The 22,162-nt window shown below is 37.2% G+C and carries 17 protein-coding genes and 3 pseudogenes; 12 read left to right on the top strand and 8 right to left on the bottom strand.

Going from position 1 to position 22,162, the window contains the following annotated elements:
• Positions 1-14 precede the first annotated feature (14 nt).
• Entirely contained in the window at positions 15-2,516 is a 2,502-nt protein-coding gene (locus P20480_RS00685; RefSeq protein ID WP_008133033.1) for a S9 family peptidase, read from the top strand.
• A 44-nt stretch (positions 2,517-2,560) separates the two neighbouring features.
• Here the strand turns inward: P20480_RS00685 and rrtA are convergent, their stop codons facing one another.
• Positions 2,561-3,151: a rhombosortase gene (gene rrtA, locus P20480_RS00690; RefSeq protein ID WP_008133032.1), complete on the bottom strand. Its 591-nt coding sequence runs from the start codon at positions 3,149-3,151 to the stop codon at positions 2,561-2,563.
• A 96-nt stretch (positions 3,152-3,247) separates the two neighbouring features.
• Between rrtA and ggt the strand changes: the two genes are divergently transcribed.
• The 3 genes from ggt to P20480_RS00705 all read left to right on the top strand — a co-directional run bounded on the left by ggt (position 3,248) and on the right by P20480_RS00705 (position 7,772).
• The gene (gene ggt, locus P20480_RS00695; protein WP_008133031.1) at positions 3,248-5,026 is read left to right on the top strand and encodes a gamma-glutamyltransferase; all 1,779 of its coding nucleotides are present in this window, start codon (positions 3,248-3,250) and stop codon (positions 5,024-5,026) included.
• 137 nt (positions 5,027-5,163) lie between these two features.
• Positions 5,164-6,858: an NAD-dependent malic enzyme gene (locus P20480_RS00700; RefSeq protein WP_008133030.1), complete on the top strand. Its 1,695-nt coding sequence runs from the start codon at positions 5,164-5,166 to the stop codon at positions 6,856-6,858.
• A 188-nt stretch (positions 6,859-7,046) separates the two neighbouring features.
• Positions 7,047-7,772 (top strand): SIMPL domain-containing protein, encoded by a 726-nt coding sequence (locus P20480_RS00705; protein WP_008133029.1) that lies wholly within the window; start codon positions 7,047-7,049, stop codon positions 7,770-7,772.
• On the opposite strand, the gene P20480_RS00710 is transcribed toward P20480_RS00705, so the two are convergent.
• The gene (locus P20480_RS00710; protein ID WP_008133027.1) at positions 7,760-9,127 is read right to left on the bottom strand and encodes a DUF2254 domain-containing protein; all 1,368 of its coding nucleotides are present in this window, start codon (positions 9,125-9,127) and stop codon (positions 7,760-7,762) included. The two genes, P20480_RS00705 and P20480_RS00710, sit on opposite strands and share 13 nt — an antisense overlap.
• A gap of 152 nt (positions 9,128-9,279) precedes the next feature.
• Here P20480_RS00710 and P20480_RS00715 point away from each other — a divergent pair, with 152 nt between their 5' ends.
• From P20480_RS00715 to P20480_RS00730, 4 genes are all read left to right on the top strand, one after another.
• A complete protein-coding gene (locus P20480_RS00715; RefSeq protein WP_006792956.1) occupies positions 9,280-9,654 on the top strand; it encodes an MAPEG family protein in 375 nt (124 codons plus the stop codon).
• A 14-nt stretch (positions 9,655-9,668) separates the two neighbouring features.
• Entirely contained in the window at positions 9,669-10,304 is a 636-nt protein-coding gene (locus P20480_RS00720; RefSeq protein ID WP_008133024.1) for a sulfotransferase, read from the top strand.
• A gap of 106 nt (positions 10,305-10,410) precedes the next feature.
• Positions 10,411-10,983, top strand: a complete 573-nt coding sequence (locus P20480_RS00725) for a MiaE family protein (RefSeq protein ID WP_008133023.1) — start codon at positions 10,411-10,413, stop codon at positions 10,981-10,983.
• Positions 10,984-11,254: 271 nt separating this feature from the next.
• A complete protein-coding gene (locus tag P20480_RS00730; RefSeq protein WP_008133021.1) occupies positions 11,255-12,040 on the top strand; it encodes a DNA/RNA non-specific endonuclease in 786 nt (261 codons plus the stop codon).
• Between the two features lie 280 nt (positions 12,041-12,320).
• Here P20480_RS00730 and P20480_RS00735 read toward each other — a convergent pair whose 3' ends face one another.
• From P20480_RS00735 to P20480_RS00760, 6 genes are all read right to left on the bottom strand, one after another.
• A complete protein-coding gene (locus tag P20480_RS00735; RefSeq protein ID WP_008133018.1) occupies positions 12,321-13,280 on the bottom strand; it encodes a sugar-binding transcriptional regulator in 960 nt (319 codons plus the stop codon).
• A 176-nt stretch (positions 13,281-13,456) separates the two neighbouring features.
• On the bottom strand, positions 13,457-14,467 hold the full coding sequence (locus P20480_RS00740; RefSeq protein ID WP_008133016.1) for an ABC transporter ATP-binding protein: 1,011 nt from the start codon (positions 14,465-14,467) through the stop codon (positions 13,457-13,459).
• 10 nt (positions 14,468-14,477) lie between these two features.
• Entirely contained in the window at positions 14,478-15,308 is an 831-nt protein-coding gene (locus P20480_RS00745; protein ID WP_008133015.1) for a carbohydrate ABC transporter permease, read from the bottom strand.
• 1 nt (position 15,309) lies between these two features.
• Complete coding sequence (locus P20480_RS00750) at positions 15,310-16,182, bottom strand: carbohydrate ABC transporter permease (protein WP_008133013.1); 873 nt, start codon at positions 16,180-16,182, stop codon at positions 15,310-15,312.
• A gap of 138 nt (positions 16,183-16,320) precedes the next feature.
• On the bottom strand, positions 16,321-17,628 hold the full coding sequence (locus P20480_RS00755; RefSeq protein ID WP_008133010.1) for an ABC transporter substrate-binding protein: 1,308 nt from the start codon (positions 17,626-17,628) through the stop codon (positions 16,321-16,323).
• Positions 17,629-17,735: 107 nt separating this feature from the next.
• The gene (locus P20480_RS00760; RefSeq protein WP_033025922.1) at positions 17,736-19,064 is read right to left on the bottom strand and encodes a hypothetical protein; all 1,329 of its coding nucleotides are present in this window, start codon (positions 19,062-19,064) and stop codon (positions 17,736-17,738) included.
• A gap of 446 nt (positions 19,065-19,510) precedes the next feature.
• Between P20480_RS00760 and P20480_RS18895 the strand changes: the two are divergent.
• From P20480_RS18895 to P20480_RS18890, 4 genes and pseudogenes are all read left to right on the top strand, one after another.
• Positions 19,511-19,895 (top strand): annotated as a pseudogene (locus P20480_RS18895) (response regulator).
• Between the two features lie 12 nt (positions 19,896-19,907).
• The gene (locus tag P20480_RS00765) at positions 19,908-20,813 is read left to right on the top strand and encodes an AAA family ATPase (protein ID WP_008133000.1); all 906 of its coding nucleotides are present in this window, start codon (positions 19,908-19,910) and stop codon (positions 20,811-20,813) included.
• A 5-nt stretch (positions 20,814-20,818) separates the two neighbouring features.
• A pseudogene (locus P20480_RS00770) lies at positions 20,819-21,808 on the top strand (DUF58 domain-containing protein).
• Positions 21,805-22,162 (top strand): annotated as a pseudogene (locus P20480_RS18890) (transglutaminaseTgpA domain-containing protein); the annotation flags it as partial. The pseudogenes P20480_RS00770 and P20480_RS18890, both read left to right, overlap by 4 nt.

Raw genomic sequence — 22,162 nt, 5'->3', positions numbered from 1 at the left:
GGTATAGAAGCACTATGATTTTTAATTTTTCTTCATCTAAAACGTTAGTAGCATTAGCTGTTGCCTCAAGCGTAATGCTTGCGGGTTGTAGTGCAACTGCAAACACAGCCTCTACAAATAATGTTTTGGAAAAAAACAAAGTTGAAGCGGTGGTTAGTACACCTGCCGATGTTGGTTCAAAAAAAATAACTTTAAAACAAGCAATGGCCGATCCTGATTGGATAGGCAACCAACCACAAAATGCCTTTTGGGCTGCTGATTCAGCAACAATTATTTATTCTCAAAAGCAACAAGGTAGCACATTACGTGACTTATTTAGCCAGTCTGTAACGTCACAAACCGCAGAACAAATAGCATTAAATAAACTACATACACTGGGTGCTAGAAACGCGGTTTATTCAAACGACAAAGCTCTGCAAGCCTACGTTTTTAAAGGCAATGTGTTTGTAAAAAATATTAAAACTAACACACTGCGCCAAATAACCCATAGCACAGCTAACGAATCTAATCCGCAGTTTTTAAACGATGGTACATTGGCTTATCGCCAAGGAAATATATTTTTTAAAGTTGATTTAGTAACGGGGTTAACACAAGAAATTGCTAACTTAAAACTTGCTGATAAACCAAAAGGAATTAGCGAGCCAAGTTCGTACATTGCAAAAGAGCAGCATAAGCTTATTGAATACATTGCTCTTGAACACAAAAATAAAAAAGACCAACACGCACGTAACGCGCAAATAAACGAACTAAATAGCTCTGTAGCAAATACAAGTTATTATTTAGGCAAAGATAATAAAGTTGATAACGTAGAACTTTCACCCAATGGAGATGCGTTACTAGTTGTCGTAAAAAAACAATCAAGTTGGCGAAGTGACACCGATATAATGCCACATTATGTGACTGACGACGCCACCATAGCACCTAAAAAAGTTCGCCGTCGCATAGCTGATGCAAAAGAAGAAACATCGCAAGTTATATATATTAATTTAAATGATAAGACACAAAACACACTAGCGTTTGATTCGCTGCCAGGTTTTGATGAAGATGTATTAGCAAGTGTAAAGCAAGAAAATTATGCACGATTAGGTAAAACCTACGAATCAAAGAACTCACCACGCGCTATTAATTTGATCACAAATTGGGGATTAGGACAAAGCCCAATAGTTTGGAATAACGATGGTTCGCAAGTTGCTATTATGCTTGAAGCGTGGGACAACAAAGATCGCTGGATTGCGACCGTAGATTTTGAAAACAATAAACTGGTGTCGCAGCATCGTTTACATGACGACGCATGGATCGCTTATGCATTTAATAATTTTGGCTGGTTGAATAACGCAAACACGCTTTATTACCTTTCAGAAGAGTCTGGGTACAGCCAGCTTTATAAAAAACCATTAAACGGTAACGCCGTTGCGTTAACTCAGGGTGAGTTTGAGGTATCAAACCCAACAGTTACAAGCGATGATTCTGCTATTTATTACAAAGCTAATGTTGAACACCCTGGTCTATACGAAATTTTCCGTGTAGATCCACAAACAGCTAAAAGTGAAAAAATTACTGATCTAAATGGCATGACCGACTACACGTTAAGTCCTGATGAAGAAAAATTACTGCTTGTTCATTCAAAAATTACTATGCCTAGCGAGCTATATATTGCGGATGCTAAAGCAAATGCAACGCCAACACGTTTAACTAATACAGTATCAAGCACTTTTTTATCTAAAAAATTAACTGCACCAAAAATAGTTGCAGTGCCGTCTAGCCATACTGATGCGCCAATATATGCCAAGGTATACTACCCAGCTGATTACGTAGAGGGCGAAGGTGGTAAAACACGTAAAGCAGTTATTTTTAATCACGGTGCAGGTTATTTACAAAACTCACATATGGGTTGGTCTGTGTACTTTAGAGAGTTTATGTTTCATTCATTATTGGCTGATGAAGGTTACGTGGTAATGGATATGGACTACCGTGCATCTAAAGGGTATGGCCGCGACTGGCGTACAGCTATTTATCGTCAAATGGGCACACCAGAAACGCAAGATTTAGCTGATGGTGTTAAATGGATGGCTGAAAATGCTAACGTCGACACGCAAGCAGTAGGCACCTACGGTGGTTCTTATGGTGGCTTTATGACCTTTATGGCATTATTTACTGCACCAGAATTGTTTCAATCAGGTGCAGCACTTCGCCCGGTAACTGATTGGGCACACTACAATACTGCTTATACTGGCAATATTTTAAACCATCCAGATGTAGATCCGATTGCATACGAGCGTAGCTCACCTATTTACTTTGCAGAAGGTTTAAATAAGCCACTGTTGATCAATGCACCAATGGTAGACGATAACGTATTTTTTCAAGACTCAGTACGCTTAGTTCAGCGTTTAATTGAGCTTGAAAAAGAAAACTTTGAAACGGCTATCTTCCCAGTTGAACCACATGGTTTTGTGCAACCGTCAAGTTGGTTAGATGAATACCGCCGTATTTATAAACTATTTAAAGACACCCTTTAAATAAACTATGTAAAACGCCACTTTGGTTAAAGTGGCGTTTTTATTTAACCTTTGGCTCTATTTTTATAATATTTAATAACAAGCTCGATGCCTAACAATGATCCACCAATAGCACCAATTAAATGAGCATCTATTGCAACGGTCGAATTAATAAGCTCGCCAATATCAGCACTTGGACCACTCAATTGCTCATATGCTATTTTTACCCACACACCGATGAATAATAAATACCCCGATTTAAGCCCTTGTGTAATATCTTTTACTGCGCCCCAAATAATAACACCGTGTAACAGCGCGCTTAAACCTGTATAGATATGTATGTCTGGGCAATAAAAATACACGCCTAAACCGCACCAAAGCGCTAAAGTGATTGTATTTAGAAAGTACCGGGTAGTGGTAGTATACTCACCATGCAATAACCAAATTAAAAAGATCCCGCTTATATTTAACCCCAAATGGGCCCAATTTGCGTGTACAAATTGGCTAGTAAAAATACGCCAAAGCTCACCTTTGTTAACTAATGTTCGGTTAAATTCTAGTAAATTATTTAAATCAAATGCAGCAAAAATAGTGCTAAAAAGTATCAATAATAAAGGTGGTAAAATATAACGAGGCTGTATAGGTAAATTAAGCATTTTATTGTATTTTTTAGTATTAATTTTTGCATATTGTGCACGTTTAACTTTAAGATGCCAATTACCTATTGTAATTAAGTGTTTTTAGTATTTTTTATGCATTTTAAACTTAACTCATTATTTGCTATCGGCTTAGGTGTACTCTCTTTGCCGGTGCTGTCAAAAGAACCCACAAAATTAGAAGTTCGCGAACCTGAAGCTACCACATCAATTAGTTCTAAGCAGATTGTTGTAGGTGACAAATACATGGTTGCCGCGGCAAATTCGTATGCATCTCAAGCGGGACAGCAAATATTAGCAAAAGGCGGCAGTGCAGTTGATGCAGCAATAGCCACTCAACTTGTTTTAACACTTGTTGAGCCTCAGTCATCGGGTATTGGTGGCGGTACATTTATGATGTACTACAACAAAGCAAATAATAAGTTAACCAGCTTTGATGGAAGAGAAACGGCCCCTAAAAATGCGAATGAAAATTTATTTTTAAATAAGCATGGCAAAGCGGTCAAATGGATTGAAGCCGTTGTAGGCGGTCGTTCTGTAGGTGTACCTGGTGTTCTACATGCCTTTGCAAATGCGCATAAGCACTATGGTCTATTACCTTGGGAACAGGTATTTAAACCGGCTATTGAACTTGCTGAACAAGGGTTTGTTGTATCGCCTCGATTACATGGTTTGTTAGCTCGCCAGCTAAATCCAGGTGTTATGAGTATGCCAGTTATAAATGAATACTTTTACCCAAATGGTAAACTCATTGAGGCCGGTACCGTTAAAAAAAACCAGCCGCTTGCTGATTTATACAAAGCCATAGCTAATGAAGGCATTGATGCGTTTTATAAAGGTGAAAACGCAAAAAAAATGGTAAGTGCGGTACAAAATTCAAAAATTGCACCCGGTAAATTATCTCAGCAAGACCTTGCACAATACAAAAGCAAAGAACGCGATGCTGTTTGTATAAAATACCGTGTTTATAACGTATGTTCTATGGCACCACCAAGTAGTGGCGGTGTGGCTGTTTTACAAATACTAGGGTTACTAGAGCATACAAATATTTCTGCCTTAAAGCCTAACAGCGAACAAGCAATTCACTACTTCAGCCAAGCGTCGCGTATTGCCTTTGCCGATAGAAATGTATACATGGGAGACCCAGATTTTACTGAGGTACCAACTCAAGCGCTATTAAACAAAAGCTACATTAAATCACGTGCAACACTCATAACCGAAAAAGATCAGCATGCAGTTGCCGGCGACCCCGTTAACTACTTAAGTTATGCACAAGATGATTCGTATGAACTCCCTTCAACATCGCATGTCTCTATTGTTGATAGCTTTGGTAATGCAGTATCAATGACCAGCTCAATAGAAATGGCATTTGGTTCTACTGTTATGGTTAATGGTTATATTTTAAATAATCAGTTAACCGATTTCTCACTTTCTCCTCGTAAAAACGGTAAGTTAGTTGCTAATCGTGTAGAGCCAGGAAAACGCCCGCGCAGTTCTATGTCACCGGTTATGGTTTTTAATGAAGATGGTAGCTTACGTTTAGTTGTAGGATCTCCTGGTGGTAGCCGCATTATTGACTACGTCGCTCAAGTAGTTGTTGGCGTTTTAGACTGGAATTTATCGGTGCAAGAAGCTATTAACCTGCCGCGTACTACTAATCGTAATGATTACACCAGCCTTGAAAAAGGCACCGTTATTGAATCACTTGCACCAGCACTCACTTCACGTGGTCATAAAGTGCGTGTGTTAGACCTAAATTCAGGTTTACATGGTGTAGAAGTGAAAAATAATAAGCTGTATGGCGCAGCCGATCCGCGCCGTGAAGGTGTTGCGTTGTCTGATTTAACTAACAATAACGCCACTTTCAAATTTTAAATTATGTATAATACAAACACGACCTATGTGCGTGTTTGTATTCTCAATGGTCTGACAAGTACTATGTTCATTGCATTTAAATTCTGAGCATTGATAATGACAGATCATAACTTAAGACTCCATTAAAGCCTGGAAATATGACAACAAATACTGATCCTAATTACTTATATATTCATCACTCTGGCCCTGGCCTTATTGAAACGCCATTACTAAACAAGGGCAGTGCGTTTAGTAAAAAAGAGCGCGAAAATTTTAACCTTGCAGGTTTACTTCCTCCACGCTTTGAAACCATCGAAGAGCAAGTTGAACGTTGTTATCAGCAATACTCAAGTTTTACCGACAATTTAAATAAGCACATTTATTTACGTGCCATTCAAGATAACAACGAAACGCTTTATTACCGCTTAGTGCGCGATCATCTTGAAGAAATGATGCCAATTATTTACACCCCTACGGTGGGTGATGCCTGTGAAAAGTTTTCGGATATTTACCGCAGCGCACGTGGCTTGTTTATTTCGTACGAAGACCGTTACCAAATTGACGACATTTTACGTAATGCCACAAAGGGTAAAGTAAAAGTCATTGTTGTGACCGATGGTGAACGTATATTAGGACTAGGCGACCAAGGTATTGGTGGCATGGGTATTCCTATTGGTAAATTGTCATTGTACACCGCGTGTGGTGGCATAAGCCCAGCATATACATTGCCAGTTATGCTTGACGTAGGGACCAACAACGAAAAGCTTTTAAATGACCCTATGTATATGGGCGCACGCCATAAACGTATAGCTCAAGACGAGTACGATGAGTTTTTAGATCTATTTATTAAAGCGGTCAAACGCCGTTGGCCAAATGTATTGCTTCAATTTGAAGACTTTGCACAACCTAATGCTATGCCGCTTCTTAAGCGCTATCGTGAAGAAATTTGTAGCTTTAACGATGACATTCAAGGCACTGCATCAGTAACAGTTGGCTCTTTATTAGCTGCGTGTCGTGTTAAAGGCTCAACTCTTAGCCAACAAAAAGTTGTATTTGTTGGTGCAGGCTCTGCGGGGTGTGGTATTGCTGAGCAAATTATTAGCCAAATGGTATTTGAAGGTATCTCTGAAGAGCAAGCACGTAGCCAAGTATTTATGGTTGACCGTTTTGGTCTGTTAACTAATGGCATGGAAGGTCTACGCGACTTCCAACAAGCTTTAGCGCAACCAACAGACGCGCTAAATGATTGGACTTACAGTGGTGAATACGCGTCATTGTTAGATGTAATGCATTGTGCAAAACCAGACATACTTATTGGTGTATCGGGTCAGCCGGGTTTGTTTACAGAGCAAGTTATTCGTGCAATGCATTCAACGTGTGAACAACCTATAATTTTCCCGTTAAGTAACCCGTCTAAACAGGTAGAAGCACACCCAGAAGACGTCATTAAATGGACTGATGGTAAAGCATTAGTTGCAACAGGTAGCCCGTTTGATCCCGTTGAATATAATGGTGAAACTTTCCCAATTCCACAGTGTAACAACAGTTATATTTTCCCTGGTATTGGTTTAGGCGTTATTGCAGCTAAGGCTACACGCATTACAGATGCCATGCTTAGCGTGTCGAGTGAAATGCTTGCTGAGTCTTCACCGCGAGCAAACAGCGGAAAAGGCAGCTTATTACCAGCATTAACAGAAATTGAAACGCTTAGTAAACGCATTGCATTTGCTATTGCTAAAAAAGCGATTGAAGAGGGTGTTGCATTGGAAATTTCTGACGATGCTCTGTGGGCAGCCATTGATAAAAATTATTGGTTACCAAAATACCGTAACTACAAACGTTGCAGCGTTTAAGTAGTATAAGTAGTATAAGTAATTTTATGTAACCCTGCGTTACAACACATAACAAAAAACAAGGCGCTTGCCTGTTTTTTTATGCTTGTTCATTTATTGTTAACCCATTAGGCTCTTTAATAGAGCTAATGCAAATCCGCGATCATACTTAATTAAGCAAATTAGTATAAAACAAAAAGGATTCTATGATGAACACACTAAAACTTTTTCTCGGCAGCACCATAGCATTAAGCATACTTAGTTTTAATGCCGTTGCCAGCCCAACACCCGATGCACCACACATATATGTGAAAGGGCAAGCGACACTTACCACCATGCCTGATTATGTACAAATGAGTGTGGGTATCACTGAGGTAAATAAAGACCTAATAGCTGCAAAAAACAAAGCCGATATCACTATGGCAAAAGCCATCAAATTAGTAAAAACGTTAGGCGTTAAAGACACTGACATTAACGCAGGGCAAATTAATATACACCGCGATACCCAATACAATCGCCAAACTGGACAGCAAGAATTTATCGGTTTCAAAATTACCCGAACTCTAACGGTCAAACTTACTGATATAAGTAAATACCCTACGTTATTACAAAGTTTGGTTAATAACGGCATAAACCAAATTAACAATACCCAATTTTTAGCTAGCAACTATAACGAGCTTCATAAAAAAGCTCAAAAAATGGCAATACAAGATGCTAAAAAAGCGGCTGAAGAATTAAGCGACGACTTTGATATTTCGTTAAAAGGACTATATAGCGCATCGTTGAGCCCACTTAATGTTCAAACTCAGCCCTATATGCGTGCAAAAGAAATGGTAATGGCGGATAGTGCACCCGGTAATTATGTCCCGGATGCTTATCACAGTGGAGAAATTAAGGTAACAGCATCTAGTTACGCTATTTATTACATTGAGTAGGATTTATTTTGGTGGTGCTCAAAATGTGCCACCAATTGACTACCTTGTTGTTCATTAATGCGTGTTATGGAATTTAACATATTACAAATTTCGCGCCTGTCGTACTCGTTAGTCACATTCATGTTTATGTCATCAACAATAGCGAATAAATAATTAAATAAGCTTTCGCGTGCTTTTTCATTATCGCGAGCAACAAATAAAATATTTTTAAATGCTTCTAATACATTCGTCATTACGTAGGCGTCACCTTTTGCATAATGACGAAGCGGCGAAAAGTTATCATGGAGTAACTCATCAAAACTGGTTTCATGTAAATATAAAAGCGGTTTTTTTTCACTGTGTTTAAACGAATAATTTATATCGTTAAGAGATAGGCGCTCAATCAGTAAAATACTCAGCATATCAATTGATTTAACAGCGGTACCTGGATCGTTAATGCCAGGGCTCATTGCTTTTACTGCTATTTCAGATATTTGTGTTAAACCATAGCGGTAGTGGTCGCTAATGTACTCTTCTATATAAAAAATAAAGCAATCTAATATTTTTTCTAAAAGTTCTTCATCGTGGGTTATATCGACATTACATTTTAAAAATGGATAACCTTTTACTGTAAAATATCCTTGGTTAACAGAAATATATAAGTTTATATCGTGCTCTTTTAAAATTGCACACAGTTTATCTGTTTGCACACCCTTATAATAACCCTCTGTTTTACTGCTTATGGAGTGCCATGTTGAAAAATCAGGAAACTCACTAACAGGGGCCTCTTTTTGTCTTTTGATGATCGCCTTAATTTCTTTTTTAGTCTGGCTAAACAAACCATTGAGGACATTATCAACTTGGATAGCGCGTGAAATAGAATGAATAAAAAATACAAATAACCCTAATGAAATCAAACCAAAAATTAAAGCAAATAAAACACCTATAGACGGAATTGCAGTGCTGCCGCCTTCTAACTTATTAATATTTATAAGCATGATAATAGAGTAAATGATACTGCCTAAGTAAAAGCCGAGCACCATTTGATGAGACTTTCTAGTAATTAAACCGGGCACAACGCGAGGCGATAGACTCGCGCTAGCCGAGTTTAAAACCACCATAACCATAGAAAAACTAAATACAGTCAATGAGATAATACTACCTGCAAGCGTACTTAAAATTGTTCGCGCATTTTCTGCGCTATCAACCAAAACCACTGAGATAAAAGACTTCAACTGCTCAACAGGGGCTAAATATTCAACCGACATTGTAATGATGGCAAAAAACAAAAAACCAACAGAAAGCACAGAAGGGTAAAAGCCAATGCTGTTTATCATTTCACGATAACTATCGGCCACTTTGCGAGGAACAAACATATAATCCCTATGATTGCGTATAAAATATGGCTATCACCTTATCATAGTTGAACTTTAAACTTGTGATAAAGCCGTTAATTTATATGTTATTATCTGCACAGCTTAACACTGCGCATACTTAATGCGTTTAAAAAAACTAATAGGAACACACTGTGATTATTTCAACATACGCTGCATTGCTCGCTTTTTTTTATATTTATTTAAGCTTTAATGTCATAAAAGTTCGTAGAGCAGAGCAAATATCATTAGGTGATAACGGTAATTCAGTTTTACAACGTGCAATTAGAGCACATGCAAACTTTATGGAATATGTACCTTTTGCCGTTATTTTATTATTTTTAGCTGAATACCAAGGTCTAGCCAGTCATTATTGTCACCTTTTAGGCGCATCTTTGTTAATTGGTCGATTTTTTCATAACCTAGGTATAGTAGAAAAAAACTTAAAGTATCGTCAAATAGGGACTGTAGCTACTTTTCTGGTTATGATAATAAGCGCGTTTGTATTATTACTCACTCGTAATAGCTAATTAAAGTACAGTACATGACTAAAATATTTGTAATAGGCTTACCGAGAACTGGCACAACTAGTGTGTGCCACGCACTACTAGAATTAGGATTACCCACCGCACACACAGCATACACAAAAGCTAGCTTTGACCATGCAAAAGCTATTGCCGACACCCCCATATTTACTGATTATAAAATGCTTGATAAGCATTACCCAGGATCTAAGTTTGTACATTTGGAAAGAGAAATTGATGTTTGGTTGCCATCCATTAGGCAACTACTCACACGTATGCATACTAATTTAACACGTACAGATGGCGGTTTTAATATTCATATAAAACGTTGTTACTTTGATGTTTTTTCTAATTTATCTCTCGAAAACATTAGTGATGATAGTTACTTAGCAGACTGTTACAAGCGCCACCTAAATGCTGCACAGTATTATTTTGAAAAAAGACAAGCTGACTTTTTATCGATTGATATTGCAAAGGCGGGGAGTTATCAAAAAGTATGTGATTTTTTGAACATACAAAGTGATAAAACTGATTTTGATAAAATGAATATTGGCGGAAAAGTCACCGCATGGAACGATATTAAACACCCGTTAAAAATAGAGTCGACAGCAAAAGGGCGCATAGATAAACATTTACCTTACACCTCTCAACTGTAATTATCTAAATTAAGCCTTAAGAGCATTGCTTTACTAAAACCTATTGCGAGATTTTTATTTTCAAATACGTTAAAATTCCCGCATTATTTTTTAAGTAGTATTTATTATGTTTGAATTAAAATACCAAACGCCATTTGAATGGACCGAGGCTGTACTTGCCGACTTTAACACCTTTTTGCAAGATCATGCGGCTGCTGAAAAAAAAGCATCAGGTATGGCTATTTCAATGCTTTCTCATTACCCAGACAAGCGTAAACTTGTAAAAGCAATGACCGATTTAGCACTTGAAGAGCTTATTCATTTTAAACAAGTACTCAAGCTATTAACTGAACGCGACACAACACTGGGTGATGACCAAAAAGATCCGTACATAAAGCAAATTCGTGCTTTATTTAGACACGGACGTGATGGCTTTTTAATGGATAGGTTACTAGTTGGCGGTGTAATTGAAGCTCGTGGGCACGAACGTTTTTCATTAGTTGCGCAAGCATTACCTGAAGGTAAAGAAAAAGAGTTTTATGTAGCCATTGCTAAATCAGAAGAAAAGCACAAAAACTTATTTGTAGAGCTAGCCTACGAATACTTTGACAAAGAAGAAGTAGACGTGCGTTTAGAAGAGTTATTAGTTGCTGAGGCTGAAATTTGTAAAAGCATTCCATTTACAGCGGCGCTTCATTAATCTTATTTATTAAATTATAAAACGCAGGCATTTGCCAGCGTTTTTTTATGCCTAGGATTTATTTAAAATGCATAAATAACTATTGGTAGGGTGTTTATTACCTTTTTATTAAGCGATTAACTAGAACGAATAAATTAACAATTAAACACAATACTTAAGTGCTAAATATGCATATATGCAATTAACTTATTGAATATATGTATAAAGTTAAATATATCTGTAACATAAACTTGTTAGGTTTTTATCCTCATTTATACAGGGTAAAACAACAATGAAATCATTTATAAATATATCACTAACCTTAACAAGCTTATTACTAGCTTCAACTGCCAATGCTGCCAATGCTGCCAATTGCTTAGAAGGTTGTCCAACAGGATTAAACAACGGTAAAACAATTGAACGTAGTATTTATACTTTAAAAAATAACCGTTACACAAAATTTGCAGACTGGGTAGCATACCAAGTAACGCCCAATACAATGAGCGGGCCATCAAGATCAAGGAGTTGGAAATCAGACCCTGATTTATATTCCCATTATACGCTTGAACCCAGTGACTATACCGATGCATATGCAACAATTAATACTGACCGGGGGCATCAGGTTCCATTGGCATCTTTTAGTAATACAGCTGATTGGCGTTTAACAAATTTGCTTTCTAATATTACACCACAATCTTCAGCATTAAACCAAGGGCCATGGGTTAGGCTTGAAACAGCGGTAAGAAATCATGTTGATGATGGAAATAACTTATACGTAGTTACTGGTCCAATGTACGAATATTACTTTGCAGATTTACCACGAGCAAATGAAAACCATACTATACCAAGTGGTTATTTTAAAATTGTAATGAAGCAATCTGGTAACACCATTAAAGCATCAGCATTTATTATGCAGCAAAGTGCTGGCCGCAGAGATAATTTTTGTAATACCCAAGTAAGTATTGATGAAGTTGAAAGTAGAACTGGCATTAATGTTTTACCTAATTTAACGAGTAATCAGGCACAAACAATAGAATCATCCGTATTTGGTTTAGCAAGTGAGTTAGGCTGTAATTAAAATATCTACATGATTAGCGATATAAGTTTATGCCGTTAATCATGATTTAAAATAAATAATAGTGAAATAGAGCGTTTTATACGTTAAATAGATAAGCACTTTACCTTACTAAGTAATTAAAATACTGTATTTAACATAATATAAATTATAGGTAGTTAAATGTTGTTTAATAAGAGCGCATGAATGCACTCTTATTATGTCCAATACTAGACGGTATCGGACATTAGGTCGTTTTGTTCGCTATAAAATTTTGTAATACACAATGCAATGTTCAAATAACTCAATCAATGCTGAGTAAACGTTCTGCGGTATATTCGTTAGTGATTAAACCACTAATCATATTTGATCTTACAGCGCCTAGTATAGCCAACACTTTTTCTTCACCTGCAGCTATTGCATAAATTTGTTTGTTTTCATTTGTTACTAATGGCGTACTCGCAACGCGTTGGTTTACAGTGCAATCTAGCAATTTACCATTTTTATCATAAACCCAGCTGATCATTTCGCCAACGGCGCCTAAGTCTTGAAGCTCTTTTAACTCATTAGCGTCAACAAAACCATCTATGTGTAATGGTGACTTTTCACCTAAACTACCAATACCAACAAAAGTTACGTCTGCATTTTTAGCAAGCTTCAGGTTAGCAGTTATATTATGTTGTGCATGTAGTTGGTTTTTTTCTTCAATACTGCGCGGTAAAACTGGCAATGGCATCGGATAATGTTTTGCATTAGTGTGTTCAGCCATTCTAACTACAACATCGTAAGGCGAAGCCGAACCATCTAACGCCATGTTACCTAACATAGCCACTATTTTATGTTGTGGGCAATCAAGTATTGGTAGTTCATCAACAATAGCACGCAAAACTCTACCTGTTCCCATTGCCAATACTTTTGGCGTTTCTGATTTCAAATGGCGCTGTATCTCAGCGGCACCAGCTTGTGCAAGTCCAACTGTAGATGATGGTTCAGAAGGATCGCTTGGCACCACTTCACATGATGCTAAACCAAATCGGCTTTTTAATTTTTGTGCTAAATCCATACATTTGGCAATGGGGTGATCGAGTCTTACTTTTATTAGGCCTTGGCTAACTGATAAAGCAACCATTCGCTGTGCTGACTGACGAGATACATTAAGCTTTTTCGCTATTTCGTCTTGAGTTTGGCCGGCGACATAATATAACCACCCCGCTCTTGCTGCATCATCAAGTTTTCTTATTTCTGTGTTCGATAATTTTGCCACTTAAACCTCTGTAATTAAGGAGTAACTTGTGTTTGATATTATTAATGGCTTCAAACTTATGCTTTAATGCAAATATATCATTTATTTATATAATGCCGAAGCCAATAATGAGCTAATAACCAATACCTTAAAGTTAATTATGACTAAATATGGTATTGGCTCTACTGCTTTCAAACTTAGTTGCTAGCTTTAATCGTTACCCCGTTTTTATCAAACCTGTGTACTTTATTTTCTTGCGCAGTTAAAAATACAGAGTCACCGTATTGGAGCGAGCAATCACCGTCAGCTTTTACTGTCACTGTGCTGCCATTTGTAAGTGTTACATGTAAAAAGCTCTCAGACCCTAAGTGCTCAATTACCCCTACTTTACCTGACCACGTGCCTGTATCTTGCGATATTATAAAGTGCTCTGGACGAACACCTAAGCTTGACGCTCCATTAGTGTCACCATTTGGAATATCAATAAAGTTCATTTTTGGTGAACCAATAAAACCCGCCACAAATTTATTTACTGGGTGTTGATAAAGCTCCAATGGAGTACCTACTTGCTCGATAATACCGCCATTAAATACGGCAATTCTGTCGGCCATTGTCATTGCTTCAACTTGGTCGTGAGTTACATAAATCATTGTAGTGGCTAAGCTTTTATACAGCTCTGAAATTTCAAGACGCATATTTACACGCAATGAAGCATCTAAATTTGATAGTGGCTCATCGAATAAAAATGCAGAGGGTTGTCTAACAATTGCGCGCCCTATTGCTACTCGTTGACGTTGACCACCTGATAGCTGTCCTGGTTTTCGATCTAGATAATCAGTTAAATTAAGAATTTTAGCGGCGTTAGCGATTTTAGTTTCTATTTCTGCAGCGCTTACTTTAGCGCGCTTAAGTGGAAAAGCAATGTTATTGCGAACGCTCATATGTGGGTACAACGCATAAGATTGGAACACCATTGCTAAGCCTCTTTTAGCAGGTGGTGTATGTGTTGCATCTTGCCCATCTATTTCAATATTTCCGCTTGTTGTGTCTTCAAGCCCCGCAATCATGCGTAGTAATGTTGATTTACCACAGCCTGATGGCCCAACGAAAACAATAAATTCACCGTCTTTAATTTCTAAATCTAACGGTTTAATAACGTTTACGTCGTCAAAGTTTTTAGTGACTTGTTTTAGTGTGATGCTGCCCATGTGTGTTCTCCTACTTTACTGCGCCAAAGCTTAAGCCGCGCACTAATTGTTTTTGACTAAACCAACCAAGAATTAAAATTGGCACAATGGCCATGGCAGATGCTGCCGATAATTTGGCGTAAAATAACCCTTCAGGGCTTGAATAACTGGCTATAAATGCAGTTAATGGAGCAGCATTTGCTGCGGTTAATATTAAAGTCCAAAATGCCTCGTTCCAGGCTAAAATTACATTTAATAATAATGTTGAAGCAATGCCAGGTAAGGCTATAGGCAGTAATACATGAAATATTTCTTCACCAATCGTTGCACCATCCATGCGTGAAGCTTCTAATATTTCACCCGGTATTTCTCTGAAGTAGGTATAAAGCATCCAGATCATAATTGGTAAATTTATAAGGGTCATGACGATAACTAAACCTAGTTTTGTATCGAGTAAACCGAAGTCGCGAAATAATAAGTAAATAGGTATTAGCACCCCTACCGGCGGTAGCATTTTGGTCGAAAGCATCCACATTAGTAAATTTTTTGTTTTTTTACTTTGAACAAAAGCCATAGACCATGCAGCCGGAACAGCGATTAATAAACCTAATAAACTTGACCCTAATGAAATAACAACCGAATTCCAAAAATGCGTAAAGTATGGTGAGCGTGATAATACATCTGAGTAATTTATTAGCGTCCACTCGAATGCAAACAAAGTGGGTGTAGCTGATATAGCCTCAGATTCTGTTTTAAAACTTGTGATCAACGTCCATAAAATAGGGAAGAAAATCATTGAACTGACTGTCCATGCCGCTATGGTATAAATAAGTGTTGAACGTGTGTTATTTTTAATACTCATTTTACCCCTCCAAGTTTTTGCCAATTAAGCGCATTAAAAATATTGCTACTATATTTGCAATGATCACGGCAACTATGCCACCTGCCGAACCACCACCTACATCAAATTGCAGTAATGATTGGGTATAAATTAAATAAGTAATATTTGTTGATGAATAACCTGGCCCACCGCTTGTTGTAACCAATATTTCAGCAAATATAGAGAGTAAAAAGATGGTTTCAATTAATATCACCGCAGTCACAGCGCGAGATAAATGAGGTAAAACAATATAGAAAAACTTACTAAATGGGCCAGCACCATCTAAATCAGCGGCTTCTAATTGTTCGCGGTCTAGTGACTGAATTGCTGTAAGCAAAATCAGTGCTGCAAATGGTAACCACTGCCAAGACACAATTATAATGATAGAAAATAACGGCATTTGAGCAAAAAAGTCTATTGGCTCAAAACCTAACCAAATTGCAAAGTGAGCAAACAAACCATTTACAGGGTTCATAAGCATGTTTTTCCACACTAAGGCTGAAACCGTTGGCATAACAAAAAATGGCGCAAGTACCATTATACGAACGTAATTACGTCCCCATATTGCTTGGTCTAATAAAATAGCCAAACCTATACCACCACAAATGGTAATGAGTAACACGCCAGTAACTAAATAAAGCGTGTTAAAAAAAGATTCAAAAAACGCCGGATCAGTTAAAAAAAACTCATAGTTTAAAAAACCTACAAATTCTTTATCTCCAGGAACCAATAAATTGTAATCAATGAATGAAAAATACAATGTCATACACAGCGGAACAATCATCCAAGCGAGTAACAATGTTACGCTAGGAAGAAGCATGAACCGAGCAAGCGTACGCGAGTTAGTTGTTGCCATAACGGTGACCTTAAAAAAGCCAATTCTATTTACTCACTATTAAGTGAAAATCAGAAACCCTTAATAATATGTAAAATCATAAATAGAACTGACATAAAATACAGGGCAAGTTGAGAGCTTGCCCACCTATAATTGATACTACTTAGGGTAACGCGCTTTGCGCATGGCTCTTTCAACTAAACGTTGAGATGAGCTTAACGCTTGTTTAACGGTCATTTGCCCAGTTAAAGCGGCTGAAAATTGTTGCCCTACTGCTGTTCCTATCCCTTGAAACTCCGGAATAGCAACAAACTGAATACCAACATAAGGAACAGGTTTTACGGTTGGGTTTTTAGGATCTGCGGTTTCGATTGAATCTAACGTTATTTGAGCAAAAGGCGCTGCTTCCATATACTGAGAGTTACTGTATAAAGATTTACGAGTACCCGGTGGCACTTTTGCCCAGCCTTTTTTATCGGCTACAAGTTGAGTGTATTCTTTAGATGTTGCCCAGCTGATAAATTTCATTGCAGCATCTTGTTTTTTACTGCTTGAAGGAATGGCTAGTGTCCACGACCATAACCAATTACCACGTTTACCTAGTCCGTTGTCAGGTGCGAGTGCAAAACCAACTTTATCGGCTACTTCAGAATCTGTTTTGTTTGTAACAAATGCGCCAGCTACTGTTGCATCAATCCATATACCACACTTACCGGTTTGAAATAATGCTAGATTTTCGTTAAAGCCATTAGCTGACGAACCCGCAGGACCTGATTCATTCATAACATCAACATAGTACTGAAGAGTTTTTTCCCATTCAGGTGTATTAAACTGAGGCTTCCAGTTTTCGTCAAACCAACGTGCACCGAATGAGTTAGCCATTGATGTAATAAGTGCAATATTTTCACCCCAACCGGCTTTACCACGCAAACACATACCATAAACGCCATCCTCTTTACTGGTCATTGCTTTTGCTGCTTTTCTAATAAAGTCCCAAGACGGTGCTTTCGGCATGGTTAACCCAGCTTTTGCCATTAAATCAGTACGGTACATAACCATTGAGCTTTCGCCATAAAAAGGAGCGGCGTATAGCTTATCGTTAACGGTAAGGCCGCTTCGAATAGCGGGTAGTAAATCATCTAAATCGTAATTTTTGCCAAGGTTATCTAACTCTGTTAACCAATTCTGTTTACCCCAAATTGGTACTTCATAAGTACCGATGGTCATAACATCATACTGACCACCTTTTGTTGCCACGTCTGTTGTTACACGTTGGCGTAAAATATTTTCTTCAAGTGTTACCCACTTCAAATCTATATCAGGGTTTTGACTGGTGAATTCATTGCTTAGTTCTTTCATGGTGATCATGTCACCATTATTAACAGTAGCAATTGTAATTGTTTCTTTTGCGTAAGCGTTGCTCATTGCCATGATGCCACAGGCAAGCATTAATAATTTATTTTTCATTTTAAATACCTTATCTCTAACATTAAAAGGTGCACTTGTACTTAATAAAAGTGAATTAAAATAGCTTTAATTACGTGAATATTAAGTACTAAGTTGCTGAATATAAGTTAAAATTTAACTGAAATCTCAGATGTGAAACCGTCAAAACCAGCGCCTATTTGGCCTGCAGAGTTAACGCCTTCTTCTTGATTTACATATTCCACTTTTAATAACGTTTTATCGTTAAACCAGTAGCCCGCAGCAACTTGAATACGCTCTACTGTATTGTCTGTTTGCTCAATTAAATCAGATGTATTTTCTGCTTCTGAATAACGAGCTGCTACATATAACTGTTTAGGGATAAGGTATTGTTGTGCTTCAAAAACAAAATATTCTACTGATGTATCACCTTTGATTACACTGTTTGAATCGTACGTTGTGCCATTAGCGTCGGCTACTCCATCGGTACCAAAGTATGTAATTCCTGCAACTGCATTGCCCGCAGCATCTGCAAATGTGTAATCATCTGATGATTTACCAACCATGAACACTAAACTTGTTTCGTCAGATGGTTGGTATGCTAGATTTAGTTGTATGATTGACTGCTCTAGTCCGGGCATTGCACCTACATGCGTGTCACGTTCATTTGATGGTGAGGCAGAAAAGTTATAGTTTTCACCATCGCCAAAACGATAGTTTGTTGTAGTTACTCCGTCTAAACTAGCTACACCATTTTCAAAGTTTAACTGGTCGCCTTGATTGGCCTTGAAAAGATTTAAACCCGCTTTGAAACCACCTTCAAATTCTAATGTGCCTTGTAAACGGTAATTGTAACCACGGTCTTCTTGGAATGCTTCGCCAAAGCTTGAGGTTGTTATATGGCCAGCCACATTGTATGAGCGAAGAAAACCGCCGTCGTAAGTTTTTGTGTAACTAAGTTGCGCGCCGTTTTCAGCTGTAGCGTAATCAGTTATTCCGTTACCAATTAATGCATTACCTTGGTTATCTGCTCCATCTTGGAATCCTTTGAATTGAAACGGTGATGCACCAATGTTACCAAGCCTAAGGGTCAGATTCTCATCTTCTTTTGGTGTACCATAAAGGCCAAATAAATCAAACTCAACACCGGCAAAGTCATTATGAAATGAAAAATCACGGTCGCCGCCACCAAAATCATTTGGTTCTTCAGCTATATCAATATCAGCTGTAATAAATTCGTTAATATGAAATTTAAGCTGTAAATTTGCTCTTACACGGCCAAATCCAGATTCTTGTACTTCATCTTCAGGACGAAACGCCCCCTCTTTTGCTTGAATAGACTGGAAATTTTGCATTAATAAAAAGTCGACATCAACGCGGTCTAAGTAGTCAGAAACATCAGCTTGAGCTGACATAGAAGTAGCCATTGCAGCTGTTAATAGTGAGATTGCGAATTTTGTATTTTTATTTTTTAACATAATAAGCTCTTCGTGTTGTGTAGTGTTTAGTGTGAGTGTGTAGAAAAGCATTATGAGCATTGGGTGTGACCTTATATTAAAATCCACCAATGAGCATTAGCTCAACTGCTGAGCGTAATCACAGAATGATTTTAATAGGTCAACGATTTTTTATTACAAAACATTTACAAAATTAGAATTGTTAATTTAAAATCTTTAGTATCAATAGCTTGTAAATTTATTAGGTGTGGTTGAAAAAACGAGTGTGCGGGTGTTTATAAAATGGATAACTTTTAAATTAATTAGAAAGTAGTAGAATTGAGTGTTGTTTTGATATTTTTCAAGCAGAATACAAAATCAACAAAAGTATGGATGTATTGTGATTTTTTAAGCAACGTTCTTGAGGTTATTAAGGTCATAGCTTAATATTAATGTACTTAAGAAGTATTAAAAGAAGTAACTTACATATGGAATTTGTTCGCCCTTTAGAGCCTATCCTCATCATTGACGATGTTAAAGAAATCCGTGATTACCTAAACCAAATATTAACCGAACTGGGTTATGAAGATATTTTAGAAAGCACGGATTTTAGCTCTGCCAAGCCAGTTATTGATAAAAAATGCCCTAGTGTGATTTTTTTAGTATGTAGACTTACCCGACTCTGATGGGACTGATATTTTAGAATTTATTAATATAACCTACCCAAACGCACATGTAGTTATGTGCTCAGGTCATAACAGCTTAGAAAATGTTCAGAATACTTGGGAGCTTGGAGCTAAAGGGTTTATAGCAAAACCTTTTAATGCAAAAAAAGTTGATACCGTAATGAAACGTCTCGAACACATAGAATAATAAAAGGTTAGCATGCAAAGCTCCGTTAAAGCGATTATTGAAGACTTATCAGATGTTATTTTTGGAAAACAAAAACAGATAAAATTAGCACTAACCTGCTTGTTTAGCGAAGGACACTTACTAATTGAAGACTTGCCTGGCATGGGAAAAACCACGCTTTCTCATGGTTTAGCGGCAGTACTTGGCTTATCTTACCAACGAATTCAATTTACAAGTGACTTACTACCTGCCGATATACTCGGTACAAATGTATTTAATAGTAACGATCACAGCTTTACGTTTCATAAAGGCCCTATTTTTAGTCAAGTTGTATTAGCTGACGAAATAAACCGTACAGGGCCAAAAACACAAAGTGCATTACTTGAGGCGATGGAAGAACAACAAATCACTGTTGATGGCAAAAAGTATAGCCTTCCAGATCCATTTTTTGTTATTGCTACGCAAAATCCTTTATACCAATCGGGTACTTATCCGCTACCGGAATCTCAGTTAGATCGATTTTTAATGCGTATAAGCCTTGGTTTTCCTCAAAAAGAAGCTGAAAAACGTTTAATTTTAAATATGCAAAAACGCGATTACAGCCAACTTCCTAAACGGATAGATAAGCAGCAATTAAAACAAATTCAGGCACAAATTAGTGAAGTTACACTTAGTACTCCCGTTGTTGATTACATTATAGAGCTTGTTAATTATACAAGAAGCAGCAATGCGTTTGCGTCTTCATTATCACCTCGAGCAAGCATTGCGTTAGCTAAGGCTGCTAAATCATGGGCTTATATTGATGGACGCGATTATGTAATTCCTGAAGATATAGAAGCAGTTTTTACAAGTGTGTGCCAGCACCGCTTAGGTTTGCATAATGAATCGGGTGAAGCTCAAGTGAATGACATTTTAAATGCTGTGCCGGTTCCGGTGTAGCTTTTATGCCATCTAAAAAATCAAAACGCCCCAACATATTTGCATCTTTAAAACATACTGTTTTTGATAAATTTTTAAAACATAAACACCAAAAAATTCAATTACGTTAGAGCACAACACAATCTATGTTTTGCCATCATCCCTTGGGTGGTTATTTTATTATTGTGGCTATTTTAAACTTTGTAATGGGTATAAATTATCAAAATAATTTAATTTTGATCATGTCGTATCTGATGTTCGTGGTCATTGTACTAGCTGTTTTTATGGGATACAGCAATGCGAAAGGCTTAACTGTGACTTTTGATAAAGTATTACCTAGTTTTTCTCCACAACAACCCATTTTAAAATTGAACTTACATAGTAATTCAATCTGCCAATCGCTTTCTATTACCTATAACAATGATTTAAAAGCAAGTACACATCATGATGAAATTTCAAATAAATCGATTAGTAGCAGTTTACCGCTTCCGTATGAATCACGAGGTTGCTACAAATTAGAACGAATAAAAATAGCCAGTAACTATCCTTTTGGTTTGGTATCTGTATGGAGCTATTTACAAGTACAAACTAAAACTTATGTTTACCCTGCGCACGAATACGTATTAAGCGATGCACACATTTCTTCAGAAGATGAAAATACACAAAATGGAATGACAAAAAAGTCGGGAACTGAAGAATTCGACAATCTATTAATTCATCAACCCGAAATGGGCTTAAGCAGAATATCGTGGAAACATTTCGCTAAAACAAAGCAATTATTAGTTAAAGACTTTGTAGATTTTAAAGCGACTGATGCTTTGTTTGATTTTAATTTAATGAGTGGAGCTACAGAGCAACGTCTTAGCCAGTTGTGTTATTTAGTGTGTGAAGCCACTGAGCACAACACCCCTTTCATGTTAAAACTGCCAAGCACTTTAATCAGTATTAATACTGGCCAAGCCCATAAGCAACACTGTTTAGAATGCTTAAGTTCATTTGCAGGTGAAAAGCAATGATTGAACTTAAAAATGAAAAAGTAATTAACTTCTCTTTGTGTTTTATTTACGCCTGTTTAGTTCTATTTTTTACAGCACACCTGCCACTCCCTTTTATTAGTGTATTAGCTGGCTTATTCCTATGGAATGCAGTTATTACAGCCCAAAATATCGTAAAGCCCAATGCATGGCTTGCAAACATACTAGCCGCTGGTGCTTTGGGTTTAATGATATTTACAATAGGAATGTCCGATACTGTAATATTGTTTGTGGCCATGTTGTTGTTATCAAGCTTATTTAAACTTTTACAAGCTAAAAATAAAAAGACATTATCAGGTAATTACAACCCTTACTTTTTTTTTCATTGTCGTCGGT

Source organism: Pseudoalteromonas sp. BSi20480 (assembly GCF_000241365.1).
Classification (GTDB): Bacteria; Pseudomonadota; Gammaproteobacteria; order Enterobacterales; family Alteromonadaceae; genus Pseudoalteromonas; species Pseudoalteromonas marina.
Note: the sequence above shows the minus strand (reverse complement) of the source record. Positions and strands in the feature narration are given on the sequence as shown.